Here is a 14924-nt window from a genome sequence, read left to right on the forward strand (position 1 = left end):
GGTTCGCAACCCACGATGGGGTTGTGGATTCTATGGCGTTTTCCCCAGGGTAGCTCGTTCCTCCCAACCCTGGGCTTTGAGGCGCAATCCCGTTGGGATAGGGAGGAAGCCCTCCGAACTTGTGGGTAATGCTCAGGGCACGACACCGATGTTCCTTCACGCCATCTTAGCCCCACCCTCGCACCCATACACCGAAGCTCCCCTGATAGGCCTCTTGACTTCGATGACTCTTTATCGCTCCTCGCCGCAGCTCATCCGACCCTTGCACTATTGGGCCTGCGCGGGCTCGACAGAGTCTCTCCCAACCTTAAATCGACTAGCAGTCGCCGCATTGACCGCGTTGCTGGATCCGTTGCCTCAACCTCCAACGCCGCCCATACCCAACAAAAACCCCTAGCCTGGATGCGCCAGACTAGGGGTGTGAGACTCATTCAACCAACGCGAGGGCCTTTCGATTATTGAGCGTTCACCCGATAGAATTGGGCTTTGCCCGTGGGCTTCGGGAAGGTGGCGGTAAGGCTGCCGCCCGCTCCCACGCCAAACGAAACGCCTCCCACGGCACCCCATTGTGGAGCAGCGATATTTGAGGCCGTCTCGACCGCATACGTTGCCCCCGCGTTCGAGGCGATAAACGTCAACTTGACGTTATTGCCCGACTGCTCAACTCCGCTGATTCGCAGTGTGCTTCCGTCCGTCCCGCCCCCAAGGACGATCTGTCCATAGGTGAACTCGCTGTGCGGACGGCCATCCCAGTTGAGCTGGGACTTGCGATTGGCGCCGTCGTCGTCGTTCACGGCCACGTTGAAACCCATCACGGTGCCATCGGCCGGATCCAGCAGCGCTGTCTTCTTGACCTTGAACTCCACCTGATACCCCTTGAACGAAGGCTTGGACACTGCATACCAGTCGCCCTCCTCGCCAAACGTCGGGTTGTTCGCCTCATTGTCACGCCAGGCCCCGTTGGCCGTCAGCACATACTGGCCTTCATACAGCTTGGTGCCCCGGGCCAGATCCTTGCTGTGATCCGCATCAAAGAAGATCTCCACACTGTCATCCTCCCAGGTGCTCCCGTCCTCCGATCCCGGTGCCGCGCTCTCCGTAAAGATCTGATCATCCACCACGTCCACCGCGACATACACCGCATCCTGGTCATGTACCGCCCAGGCTCGATAGTTCAGGTCTCCGCGGGCGAATCCATCCGCCAGACCATCCAACTCGCTGTTCCCGCTCGTTCCGTCCAGGCTGATCCGTTCAGCTCCGGCATACTCCGCGGCATTGATCACCCCATCCACCACCGGCGACTCCGTCACCTTCGGCGCCGTATACGACCGATGCCCCAGCACCAAATTGCCATAGCTGCATTCGGTGTGAGGCTTTCCTACCCAGATCACCTGCCGCTCACCGACGCCGCTGTCGTCGTCATCGTTCACCCCCACCGTGAACCCAATGTTCTCACCCACCGCCGGATTGCCGATCGACTTCAACGCGATCCGAAACTCTGCATCATACCCGGTCGCGGTCACCGTGGTCTTCGCATACCACGCCTTATCCGCCTCTTCCCCATAACCAGGGTTGCCGGCCTCCGCCTCACGATAGGCATTGTTGGCGGTGATCACATACTGACCTCCCGTGCCCACCACTCCAGGCGTGCTGCCCAAGGTGTCCCGCACCGGGTAGTTGCTGTTGTCCCCATCGATAAACACCTCAACGCTGTCGTCCATCCACGTCGTCCCATTCGCACTCCCTTCGGCGGCGCTGTCGCTCACGACCGCGCTGTCCCTCACCCTTACCGCCACATACAGGTAGTCCGCGTCATAGCCCGCGAAGATCGAGAAGCTCAAGTCCGCATCGTCCGCCGGAACCGTCCCCGCATCGCCAATGCTCCCTCCACGAATCTCCTGCACCGAGTTGCCCTCGGCATCGGTCACCGTCACAATCCGGGTCCGCCAGTTGTTGTTCGCTCCGGCCGCCCGATTCCACTCCGCTGTGTCGATCACTCCGTCAATCGTCGGCGCCGTCTCCAGTGGCAGCGCAAACTGCGTCTTCGTCTCGTCGAGCGTGGCCCGATCAGCCAGGCAAAGGCCGGCACTGAATAGGAATAGGCTTAGGGAGGTACTAAGTAGGGGATGATTTATCATACGTACTTTCCTTACTGTTGATTGTTCCATTTCCTTACCACCCTCGTAAAACGAGCACGCAGAATCACGAGGAGCCCAGACAAAGAATACACTTTGCTTGGGGTTTTAACTGTTTGGGGTCTGTGGAATGAGAACCTATGGAGAGCTTCCGCGCGGGTCAAGCGGGAAGCGGAAAAATCCCATGAGAATCAGAAATCGATCTCGACCTTGTCTCGCGAGCCTTGCCTCCGTAGTCTGCGGCCAACCCATCTTGAACCGACTCGTGACCAGCGCAAATCGACGTGTGAGGAGCCTTCTCCGAGCATCGCCCCCAACGGCGAGCTGGCTGCTTGGCCTCTGGACCAGCACCAGTGCAATGCTGGCCGCACCCGGGTCGCTTCAAGTTGCTCCGCTGTCACCACGTAGCGGCGACGGCCAGGCCATGCAGTTCAGCCGACTGCCCTCCGCCGAAACTCGCATCCAGCTAGTCCACCGGTTTCCAGCTCATGGAGCCTTCGAGCTCCTGCAGGACCAGGGTGGCGGCGCCGGCGTTTGCGTCGGAGACATGGATGGCGATGGCTGGCCGGATCTCTTCTTCACGAACTATGACCAGGGAAACCGCCTTTATCGCAATCTCGGGAACTGGCGCTTTGAAGAAATCGGCGAGCAGGCGGGAGTGCGCGCGACGGGAAAATGGTGTGCGGGAGCGACGGCCGTGGATGTTGACAACGATGGCGACCTGGATCTCGCGGTTGCCGTATTCAACGCCCCGAACCTGATGTTCATCAACCAGGGAAAGGGCGTCTTCCAGGATGAGTCGAAGGCCCGAGGCCTGGATTTTTCCGGTGCCAGCGTGGCCTTCGCCTTTGAGGATTACGACCGAGACGGGTGGATCGATGCCCACCTGGTGACTCATCGACTGGCCGTCACCAGCGAGTCGCGGCTGCCCCGATCCTCCAAGGACAGCTTCGCCCGCGGCGTCATCCAGGTCGGGGAGGGGCGAAAGCTGGAGGTCAACCCGGACTTCAAGGAGCTGTTCGAAATCATGTCCAAAGGGGAAGGACGATCCGAGCTGATCATCGCCGGACAACGCGATCAACTCTACCATGGGAATGGCCAGGGTGGGTTCGAAGAGGGGGCTCGAAAGGCCGGGATCATCGGCAACGAGATCGGGCTGGCGAGCCACTGGTGGGACTACAACGCCGATGGATGGCCCGACTTATATGTCAGCAATGATTACAAAGGCTCCGACCGACTTTTCGAAAACCGAAAGGATGGGACATTTTCGGACGTCACTATCTCGGCCCTACCCTGCATCCCCTGGTCCTCGATGGGTTCAGACTCAGCCGACATCAATAATGATGGCCTTTTCGATTTCCTAGCCACCGACATGAGCGGATCCACTCATCTCCGACGCATGCAGATTTTCGTCGATGAAAAGGAGTCCTGGTTCCTTCGAGTGGCAACGCCGAAACAATACCCTCGAAACACTCTTTTCCTGGGCACAGGAGGATCCCGGCTCTTCGAGATCAGCCAGCTCGCGGGCGTCTCCGGAACGGATTGGACCTGGTCTCCCAAGTTTGGCGATTTTGACAATGATGGATGGGTGGATCTGTTCGTCGCGAACGGTATGGCGCGGGACTTCGTCAACACCGACCGGCTCAAGCGGATGAAGGATCGCGGCAACCGAAATTGGCTGTCCACTCCGGTCTTGAAGGAGCCCAATCTTGCGTTTCGAAATCAAGGAGACCTGAGGTTCACCCCAGTCGCCGAAGCCTGGGGGCTGAGCGCGCCCAGTGCGTCTTACGGAGCGGCGGTGGCGGACCTGGATCGGGATGGCGACCTCGACCTGGTGGTGATGTCGTTCGGGGAGGAACCCTTGGTTTATCGGAACGATAGTCCCAGCGGGGGGCGGTTGCTAGTCCGCCTCAAAGGAACTCGGAGCAATGCCGGGGGCATCGGCGCCACGATTCGGATCGAAACCGGTCGCGGGCAGCAAGTGCGCCGGCTCACCCTGGCCAGTGGATTCATTTCAGCCAATGAACCACTGGCACAGTTTGGCCTAGGCGAAGAAACCCAAGCGGAAAAACTCACGGTGGAGTGGCCCAGCGGGCATACCCAGTCCTTTGCCAACATCGCGGCCAACCAATGGTTGACCATCACCGAACCATCCGAGAGTCCTCCCCCAGCCCCCGAGCCTCCGGTACGACCGTCCTGGTTCCGGCACACCTCTCGCCTAGCCCATGCCCAGCATCGGGAACAGGACTTCGATGAGTTCACCCGGGAACCACTCCTCCCCTGGGCTTTGTCCCGCTGGGGCCCCGGGCTGGCGTGTGGGGACGTCAATGGGGATGGTCGAGAGGATATGTATCTGGGCGGAGCCGCTGGTTCTGCTGGAAGCCTGTGGATCCAGGACGCCAACCACAGCTTCACCGAGCTCACCTGCCCGGCCTTCCACGCCGCGGCGCCGAGTGAGGACCTCGGAGCGTTGTTCTTCGACCTCGACAGCGATGGAGATCTGGATCTCTACGTCGTATCGGGCGGAGTTGAGTGTGCCGAGGGCGAACCGGTGTTGGCCGACCGGCTTTACGTCAATGATGGGAAGGGCGACTTCGCGTTGGCTCCACCAACCACCCTGCCCCCCGATGTCGACTCCGGAAGCACCGTCTCGGCGGCTGACTTCGATCGGGACGGCGACGTGGACCTTTTTGTGGGAGGAAGAAGCATCCCGGGCCGGTATCCCCACGCGGCTCGCAATCGGCTCCTGCGCAACGAGCGCGGTACCTTGGCCGATGCAACCGATGGCTTGGCTCCGCAATTGCGTGAAACCGGCATGGTCACCGGATCCATGTGGTCGGATGTGGATGAGGATGGATGGCTTGATCTGCTCGTCACTCACGAATGGGGCCAGGTCAGGCTGTTCTCGAATCGCGAGGGGACGCTGATGGAGGTTCCCTCGGCCGCGGCCGGGCTGGGTCGGACCGGATGGTGGACCAGTATCGCGGGAGGAGATTTCGATCACGACGGAGATATCGACTTCGTGGTCGGCAACCTCGGTCTGAATACACCTTACCGGGCCACCGCCACCGAACCCTCCGTCGCTTTTTATGGGGACTTCGACGGGAGTGGAACGCCGCAATGGATCGAGGCGTATTTCGAGGATCATCGTCTGCTGCCCCGACGCCGCTGGGAGACTTTAGGCCAGGTGATCCCTTCCCTCCTCAACCGCTACGCCGATGCAGAGTCCTACGCACGAGCCCCTCTCGCGGAGTGGCTGACCGATTCTCTCGCGAGGAAGGGACGCCGGTTGGAGATGAACACCTTGGAGACTGGGGTCCTGAGCAATGTGCGAAAAGGCCGATTCGAATTCACCGCCTTACCAATCCTCGCACAGGGTGCGCCCTGCTTCGGCGTCGCGGTGCGCGACTTCGATGCCGACGGGAACGAGGACATCATCCTAGCCCAGAACTTCTCCGCTTCCCAACAGGACATCGGAGCCTTGAACGGGGGCATGGGCTTGGTGCTGCGCGGCAATGGCCGGGGGGGATTCCAGCCGGTGTCGCCGCGCGCGAGTGGACTGTTGGCAGCCGGAGATTCTCGAGCCATGGTGACCATGGACGTCAATAGCGATCAACGCCCCGATGTCCTGATCGCCCAGAACAACGCCTCCCTGTTGACACTCGAGAACCAGGCCCGTGGCACCAACGCAGCCCTCGAGATCAGCCTGAGTGGAGCGCCAGGAAATCCCACGGGTATTGGAGCCGGGCTGCGGGTGATTCGGGACAAACAATCGGTGCAGACCTTCGAAGTTCATGCGGGTGGCGGCTATCTTTCTCAATCCTCGCCTAGGGTATACTTGGCAACCCGTTTATCGAAGAGCCCAACCCGATTGGAAGTCCGCTGGCCGCGCGGGACGACGAACGTGTATGAGATTCCAGGGGGAGCACGAAAGTTTGAAGCTAGAGAGCCAAAGGAGTAATCGGGAAGCGATTCGATTGAGTTTAGGAGTTCTGATTGCGTCGAGCCCACAAGAGCCCTAGGACTTGCCACGTCGAAGCTGCAGTCTGCCTGCCACTTCCGATCATACCCTCCCGTCACTCGGAAATAACCACAGCCCCAGAGCTCCCCCGCCTCGTTTTCTCGTTGCTTTCGTGGGCCTATTTGCTGAACTTTTAACGCTGTTTTTTCTGGGTCAAGTCGGGCAGTCCATCAGAGCGCGTCCGTGCGATGCCGACGCAACACTACGAAGATATAATGTCCTCTCAAACCTCTCTCCCTCGCGAAACCAAGGTCGTGGTCGTCGGTGGCGGTGTCATCGGCGCGAGCGTGGCCTATCATCTCACCCAACTCGGCTGGCGGGACGTCGTCCTGCTGGAGCAGAATCAGTTGGCCGGTGGCACTTCCTGGCACGCAGCCGGGCTGGTGGGCCGGCTGCGGACCAGCAATAGCATGACCCGCATCAACAAGTACACCGCCGAACTCTACGCCAGTCTTGAACAGGAGACCGGACACTCGATCGGTTGGAAGCAGGTGGGCAGCCTCATCGTCGCCAAGTCGGAGGACCGGATGATCCAACTGCGGCGAACCATGGCCATGGCGGAGTTGTTCGGCGTGGAGGCGCATCTGATCAGCCCCGAAGCGGCTTTCGAGAAATGGCCGCTCATCCGTATCGATGATGTGCTGGGGGCGGCCTGGCTGCCTCTGGACGGAAAAGTCATCCCCAAAGAGATCCCCGTAGCCCTCGCCAAGGGAGCCCGCAGCCGGGGCGCGCTCGTTTTGGAAAACGTTCGAGTGCTCGAGGTGGAGCATCGCGACGGCCGGGCAACCGGCGTCAAAACCGACCAGGGTTCCATTAAGGCCGAGTACGTGGTTCTTTGCGGCGGCATGTGGACCCGGGAGCTGGGACGCCGCTGCGGCGTGACCATTCCGCTCTACCCGGTGGAGCATCACTATGTGGTAACCGAACCCATCCCCGGTGCGTTCGATGAGTTGCCCGTGGGACGAGACCCCGACCTGTGCATCTACTTTCGCGGTGAATCCGGCGGGGTGATGTTGGGCGCTTTCCAAGACTACTCCAAAGCCTGGAATGTGGACCAGATCCCGGACCGCTTCTCGTTCCAGCTCCTGGAAGCGGACTGGGACAAGTTCGCCGTCCCCCTGGCCAACGGGCGCCACCGCATTCCCGCTCTCCAGAACTGCAAGTTTGAGAAGTTCGTCAACGGGCCCGAGAGCTTTACGCCCGACAACAATTTTATCCTGGGCGAGGCCCCCGAGCTGCGCCACCTCTTCGTCGCCGCCGGCTTCAATTCGGTTGGAATCGCCAGCGCCGGAGGCGCTGGAAAATATCTCGCCGAGTGGATGATCGCGGGCGAAGCAACGCTAGATCTGTGGTCGGTAGATATCCGGCGCTTTGCTCCTTGGGCCAACAACCGTCGCTTTCTGAGCGAACGGGTGACCGAGGTGCTTGGACTGCACTACCAGATGGCCTGGCCCAATCGCGAGTTCGAATCGGCCCGCAACCTGCGAAAGACACCGCTCCACGACCGACTTGCCCAACAAGGCGCCTGTTTCGGCAGCCGGAATGGATGGGAACGTCCTCTGTGGTTTGGATCCCCCGGCACCCAGCCGACCATGAACTACTCCTTTGGCCGGCAGAACTGGTTCGACGCACATCGCCGTGAACATTTGGCTTGCCGCGAGACGGTGGCCGTTTTCGATCAGAGCGGTTTTTCCAAGTACTTGGTCAGCGGAGCAGACGCTCTGGGTGTCCTCCAGAGGCTCTGCGCCGCGGATATGGATGTGCCGGTGGGGAAGTCCGTCTACACGGGCATGTTCAATCGGCGCGGGACATTCGAGAACGATCTCACGGCGGTCCGGCTGTCCGCCGACACCTTCTACTTGATCGGCAGCACGGCCCAGACGGTGCGGGATCTGGATTGGTTCCGACGGAACCTCCTGCCCGGGGAGCAAGCCCAGGCGACCGATATTACCGAAGCCTACAGCGTGATCGGAGTGATGGGGCCTCGATCCCGCGAACTGCTGTCGCGTCTCACCGACGCCAATCTTTCCAACGAGGCTTTCCCGTTCGGCCGAGCCCAGGAGATCGCCATAGGCATGGCCACTGCGCGCGCGCTCCGCTTGACCTACGTCGGCGAACTGGGCTGGGAACTCCACGTTCCTGTCAGTCAGGCGACGCTGGTCTATGATTCCCTGATAAGCGCAGGACGCGACCTAGGCGTTGTTAACGCCGGACACTACAGCATCAACTCGCTCCGACTGGAAAAAGGCTATCGGGCCTGGGGCGCCGACCTCTCGCCCGACGACACCGCGCTCGAGGCGGGACTGGGCTTCGCCGTTGCCTGGGATAAACCCGGCGGATTTCTCGGCCGCGAGGCGCTGCTGCTTCAAAAATCCAACGGTTGGAAGCGACAATTGGTGCAATTTGTCCTTCAGGATCCCGAGCCGGTGCTGTGGGGCAGCGAGCCCATTTTACGCAACGGCTCGGCTGTGGGTTACACCTCCTCCGGTTCGTATGGCCACTCCTTGAACGCCGCCGTGGGGCTGGGCTACGTGAAGCACTCAGAGAAAGTCAGTCGCGACTTTTTGCTATCCGGGAAATATGAAATTGTGATCTCCGGCAAGCGTTACGCAGCCACCCCGCACTTGAAGACCCCGCTCGACCCTGAGCGGAAACGTGTGCTGGCGGGATGAAGCATTCGAGCATTCTTGCCCGTTCGCCCCTCAAATCAGCCGTTCTGTCCCAGCAGGCTCGCCTGAGGCCCGGCTAAAGCTCTACATTTCAATCAGCTAGCAAGATGCTTATCAAATCTGGCGGGCGACCGATACTCAACAGAGCAGGACGAGACGGCACGAAATGACATGATCGATCCATGAGCAGTGATTCCCATTCCACTCCGCCGGACGCTTCGGACCCACTCCTGCCTAAGCGCAAATATGTGAGAGCGGTTGGTCCGCGTCTGCGCCTCTTGTTAGGTGTCATCTTCGGGTTGTTCGCTCTTCTGGGCGCGAACTCCGTGTACTTGGCCAGCATCACGTTCCTGGAGTGGTTCAAAGGACTATCCTACCAGAACTACTTCTACATGGTGATGTTCGGCGCGCATCTGGCGCTTGGGCTGCTCCTCATTGTCCCAGTGGTGATCTTCGGGATCATCCACGCTCGCAACTCTTATGACCGCCCCAATCGCAGAGCGGTGCGGGTAGGTTACTCCCTCTTCATCTGCTCCTTGATCCTCCTGGTCTCCGGTGTGGCGCTGATGCGTTTCGATTTCTTCTCGATCAAGAACCCGAACGTCCGGAGCCCGATCTACTGGGCCCATGTCATCACCCCCCTGATCGCCATGTGGCTGTATGTGCTGCATCGATTGGCCGGACCGCGGATCAAATGGCAGATCGGGCTCCGCTGGGCCGCCGCGGTCGGCGTATTGGTTTTGGGAAGTGTCGCGCTGCACTCGAAGCATCCCAAGAAAAGCGAAATCGGATCCAAGGAGGGGGAGAAATACTTCCAACCCTCCCAGGCGCGAACCGCGACGGGCAAGTTTATCCCCGCCGAGACACTGATGATGGATGACTATTGCAAGAAGTGCCATGAGGATGCCTACCAAGGATGGTTTCACAGCTCGCACCACTTCAGTTCGTTCAACAACCCTGCCTACCTGTTCAGCATCAAAGAGACCCGCGAGGTGTCGATGAAGCGAACGGGGAGCATGCGGAGCTCGCGCTGGTGCGCGGGTTGCCACGATGTCGTCCCGCTGTTCAGCGGCGCATTCGATGATCCAAATTTTGACATGCAGAATCATCCCACCGCGAACGCTGGGATCACCTGCACCTCCTGCCATAGCATCACCCACATCAACAGCACCATCGGCAACTCGGCCTACACGATCGAGGAGCCCATCCACTATCCCTTCGCTACCAGCACCAATGATGTCCTGCAGTGGGTCAATAATGTGCTGGTGAAGGCCAAGCCCGATTTCCACAAAAAGACCTTCCTGAAACCCTTCATGAAGTCGGCGGAATACTGCTCCGTCTGCCACAAGGTCAGCCTTCCGGCCGAGGTCACCCACTACAAGGAATGGCTGCGTGGCCAAAACCACTACGATTCTCATCTGCTCAGCGGCGGATCCGGCCATGGCGCGCGCTCCTTCTACTACCCGCCCAAATCAGAGCCGAACTGCAATGGCTGCCACATGCCGCTCAAGCCATCCGAGGACTTCGCCGCCAACTTTTTCAACCCTACCAACTCCTCGCAACGCTACATCCACGATCATCTCTTTCCCTCGGCGAACACCGCCCTGCCCTATCTGCGAGGAGATCACGACATCGTGAAGGAGCATGACGCCTTCGGAACCAATACCGTCCGCGTCGATATCTTTGCGCTGAAGGAAGGTGGCACGATCGACAGTCCTATCCTCGCCCCGCTGCGGCCCACGCTGCCTACGCTCAAACGAGGGCAAAAGTATCTGCTGGAAATCGTGCTGCGGACGACCCCGCGCCTGGCCCATCACTTCTCCCAGGGAACGGTCGATTCGAACGAAATCTGGGTGGATCTCCAGGCCACCAGCGGCGGACGCACGATCGCCCGCAGCGGCGGGCTTGGTCCGCAAGGCGAAGTCGACGAATGGTCCCACTTCGTCAATGTTTACATGCTGGACAAGGACGGAAACCGTATCGACCGCCGCAACGCCCAGGACATCTTCACTCCGCTCTACAACAACCAGATCCCCCCCGGGTCCGGGCAGGTGGTGCACTATGAGTTCACCGTTCCTCCCGATCTTTCCGCCCCGCTGGATGTCCAGGTTCAACTCAAGTACCGGAAGTTCGACACTCTATTCGTCAACTACTTCATGGGCACCAACCACCAGGCTGGCGATCCGTTCCGGATCTCCAACAGCCTGCCCATTCGCATCATTTCCTCCGATCGCCTCAGCCTGCCCGTCGAGTCTGCACCGGCCCTGGCCTCCGCTCCTCCACCCTCGTCCATCCCCGAGTGGATGCGCTGGAACGACTATGGAATCGGGCTGCTCAACAAGGGTGACAAGGGCAGCGAAAAGGGAGAGCTGATCCAGGCCACCTACGCGTTTGAGCAGGTCGAAAGACTGGGGCGGGCGGACGGCCCGGTGAACTTGGCACGCGTCTATTTCAAGGAAGGCCGATTGGAGGATGCTGTGGAAGCACTCCAACGCGCCGGCCGAATGAACCCGCCGCCGCCCCGATGGACCGTCGCCTGGTTCAGCGGGCTGGTGAACAAGCAGAACGGCTACCTGGACAAAGCCATAACGGAATTTAAAAGCATCCTGGAAGACCGATATCCGGAGCTCGATCAGCGCGGGTTCGATTTTTCCAAAGACTACGAAGTTCTCAACGAGCTGGGACAAACCCTGTTTGAGAGGGCCAAAATGGAACGGGGGGAGGCGCGCAAGGAACAGCGGGAAGGGTTGCTTCGCCAGGCGATGGACCGATTTCAAGCGACTCTGGCACTCGATAGCGAGAACCTCACGGCCCACTACAACCTGGCCCTGATCCATGCCCAACTCGGCAACACCGCTCAGGCGACCGAACACCGGCGGCTGCATGAGAAGTACCGACCGGACGACAATGCCCGCGACCGCGCTGTGACGATCGCCCGACGAAACAATCCAGCGGCCGACCATGCGGCACAGGCCATAGTCATCTACCCGTCGCAGCGCCCGGGAGCTTTTGGCCTCCCCTCGAATGGTGCCGCCCCGATCAAACAACAGGCCTCCCGATGAGCAACTCTCGCCCTCCTCAACCTGAACCCGAGGAAATTGCCCAAGTCGACGACTCGGTCATCGGCCGCGCCTTTAAAATCTCCGCAGGCGTTTTGGTGTTGATAGCGATTGGAGTCGCGGTAACGCTGGCAGTGGCTCGGCGCAAAAAGCCTCCCGGCCCCGCCCAGATAACCACCATCACCGCTCCCGCTCCCGCGCTCAAGCCCGTGGCGCCACCTCCGCGGGTCAAATTCACCGACATCACGTCCGCCGCAGGAATTCAGTTCGTCCACAACAACGGAGCCCAAGGAGAAAAGCTGCTTCCCGAAACCATGGGGGGAGGAGTGGCCTTCCTTGATTACGACAACGATGGGGACCAGGATCTCTTTTTGGTCAACTCGACCTGGTGGGACGGCAAAGTCCCGGCTGGCAAATCCCCCACCACCTCCGCTCTCTATCAAAACGATGGCAAGGGAAGCTTCAAGGAGGTGACGGTGGGGAGCGGGCTTGACGTCAGCTTTTTCGGTATGGGGGCCGCGGTGGGCGACTACGACAATGATGGCCAGGTCGACTTGTTTGTCACAGCGGTGGGGGCCAACCGCCTCTTTCACAATGAGGGCGGCGGGCGCTTCAAGGAGGTGGCTTCCTCCGCCGGAGTCACGGGCGATCCCCAGGCTTGGAGCACAGCCGCGGCCTGGATCGACATCGACAATGACGGGGACCTCGACTTGTACGTGGCAAACTATGTCCGCTGGTCGCGGGAGATCGATTTCGAAGTCGGCTTCAAGATCGACGGATCCACCCGGGCCTACGGACCTCCGATGACCTTCGCCGGAACTTTCCCTTACCTCTACCGCAACGAAGGAAACGGAAAATTCACCGACATCTCGGAATGGAGTGGCGTCCAACGAAAGAACCCAGCCACGGGTGTTCCAGCCGCCAAAAGCCTCGGTATCGCTCCCGTGGATATCAACCACGACGGCCGCATCGATTTGATCCTGGCCAACGACACTACCCCCAATCTGGTCTTCACCAACGCCGGGGCGGGACGCTTCGAGGAGATCGGTCAGATCTCAGGCATTGCGTTCGACAGTTACGGCAACACGCGGGGAGCCATGGGCATCGATGCCGCGTGCTATCGGAACGACCGCAACCTAGGCATCGTGATCGGCAACTTTGCCAACGAGATGATCGCTCTCTACACCCAGCAGTCCGACCCGACGCAGTTCACCGATGCGGCAATCAGCGAGGGGATTGGGCCCGCCAGCCGGCTCCTGCTCAAATTCGGGGTCTTCTTCTTTGATTACGATCTGGATGGGCGCCTGGACATTCTGTCGGCCAACGGACACCTCGAGGAGGAGATCAACAAAATCCAGAAGAGCCAGCACTACCGGCAGCCAGCTCAGTTGTTCTGGAACACCGGATCCGACAGCGGCTCCTGCTACGTGAATGTCACGGCCGAGAGTGCCGGAACCGACCTCTTCAGGCCGATCGTGGGACGAGGCTCGGCCTATGCCGACATCGATGGGGATGGAGACCAGGATGTCATCATCACCCAGGTGGGTGCCGCACCGATGCTCCTGAGAAATGATCAAGCCTCCAGCAACTCCTGGTTCCGACTAAAACTGGTCGGCTCCAAATCCAACCGGGATGCCATTGGAGCCTGGATTCACGTGAAAACAGAAACTTCCACCCTCTCGCGGCAGGTGATGCCCACGCGAAGCTATCTGAGTCAGTCCGAGTTGCCCGTAACCTTCGGGTTGCCGGCGAGCAGCCAGATCCAGGAGATCGAGATCATCTGGCCCGGGGGTGACATCCAGAAGTTGGCCCCTCCACCCCTCGGCGCACTCAGTGTGGTGAAGCAGTCACCTTGACAAGGACGTTCCGGAAACCAAGCGTGCAATGCCGCTCGGTATGGTCTTCCGTCTCGAAGTGTCAAAAGTAGTGTTGAAGCCTGCGGGCCACAGGCCCAGCAAGGGAGACTGGATTAATGGGTGGTAAATCGCGGCTCCAACTGGCTCAACAAAAATCTGGAGAGTTGAGGGCGACCCAGGCTAGGTTGCGCCTCGTTATGACGATTTCTCATCGACGAGCCCAGGTCGCCAACTGGGCGTTAATGGTGGCCGTTTCCCTCCTAGGTTTCAGCCTGCGCCTACCCGCCCAGATCCCCGGCGGCCAAACAGGCTTTAACCCAGCCCTGCTCCAGCTCTTCGGCTCGCACAAGGCCTTTACAGGCACGACCGACTTGCGCATGACCGACCGCATGAACAAGGAACTCGTTCGCATGCCCATGCAGATGCAGTTCCTGGATGGAAAAGTGAGGGCCGAGGTCAACCTGAAGCAGATCACCGCCTCGGCCATGGGGGAGGAAGGTCTCGCCATGTTCAAACAGGCCGGCATGGAACAGGTCGTGAGCATCTTGCGACCCGACCGGAAGATATCCATCGTCGCCTTCGCACCTGCGAAGGTATTCACCCAGGAACCGATGACTCCGGAGGACGTCGCCGGTTTCGCACTCAAGTATGAGGTGAAGCTCACCGAACTCGGACGGGAAACCATCAATAACCATCCTTGCATCAAGAACCAAGTCACCGTCTCCAATAGTCGCGGGGAACGGATTCAAGGCACGGTGTGGAATGCCACCGACCTCAAACAGTTTCCAGTGAAGATCCTCCTGCCGGAAGGCGATTCGATCATCGAGATGAGTTTTCGCGATGTCAAATTGCAGAAACCCGACACTACCGTGTTCGAAGCTCCCGCGGGTTTTACCCGCTTCGAAAGCATGGAAAAGCTCATCCAAAGTCGTCTCGCCAGCATTCTCGGAGCGGGCAAGCCCGGCACAACCAAGTAAGGAGCGTGAAGATCACCGACTGGCGATTGCCCAGGTTTAGGGGATCGTCTTCGGGCCCCTCTTCAACGCCACTTCCGGCCACTAGTCGGTGATCCAGGGGCAACCGGTTCCGAGCTATCGGTGGTGGCTTGGCGACGTTGGAGTTTCGTTCCTCCCCTTCCCGCTGCTGTGGATCTCGGCCTACGGGGCGAGGTCAACCTCAACGAG

At 59.9% G+C, this 14924-nt stretch carries 6 protein-coding genes; 5 read left to right on the top strand and 1 reads right to left on the bottom strand.

Annotation, left to right across the window (positions count from 1 at the left end; genetic code table 11):
• Window positions 1-455 precede the first annotated feature (455 nt).
• Complete coding sequence (locus JNN07_12385) at window positions 456-2138, bottom strand: hypothetical protein (protein ID MBL9168532.1); 1683 nt, start codon at window positions 2136-2138, stop codon at window positions 456-458.
• Between the two features lie 283 nt (window positions 2139-2421).
• Between JNN07_12385 and JNN07_12390 the strand changes: the two genes are divergently transcribed.
• The 5 genes from JNN07_12390 (at window position 2422) to JNN07_12410 (ending at window position 14717) form a co-directional block, all read left to right on the top strand.
• Entirely contained in the window at window positions 2422-6096 is a 3675-nt protein-coding gene (locus tag JNN07_12390; protein MBL9168533.1) for a VCBS repeat-containing protein, read from the top strand.
• A 275-nt stretch (window positions 6097-6371) separates the two neighbouring features.
• Entirely contained in the window at window positions 6372-8828 is a 2457-nt protein-coding gene (locus JNN07_12395; protein MBL9168534.1) for an FAD-dependent oxidoreductase, read from the top strand.
• 179 nt (window positions 8829-9007) lie between these two features.
• Entirely contained in the window at window positions 9008-11887 is a 2880-nt protein-coding gene (locus tag JNN07_12400; protein ID MBL9168535.1) for a tetratricopeptide repeat protein, read from the top strand.
• Entirely contained in the window at window positions 11884-13740 is a 1857-nt protein-coding gene (locus JNN07_12405) for a CRTAC1 family protein (GenBank protein ID MBL9168536.1), read from the top strand. The genes JNN07_12400 and JNN07_12405 overlap by 4 nt, the downstream gene beginning before the upstream one ends.
• 197 nt (window positions 13741-13937) lie before the next feature.
• The gene (locus tag JNN07_12410) at window positions 13938-14717 is read left to right on the top strand and encodes a hypothetical protein (protein ID MBL9168537.1); all 780 of its coding nucleotides are present in this window, start codon (window positions 13938-13940) and stop codon (window positions 14715-14717) included.
• The last annotated feature ends 207 nt before the right edge of the window (window positions 14718-14924 follow it).

It is taken from the genome of Verrucomicrobiales bacterium, from assembly GCA_016793885.1.
In the GTDB taxonomy this organism is placed as follows: domain Bacteria; phylum Verrucomicrobiota; class Verrucomicrobiia; order Limisphaerales; family UBA11320; genus UBA11320.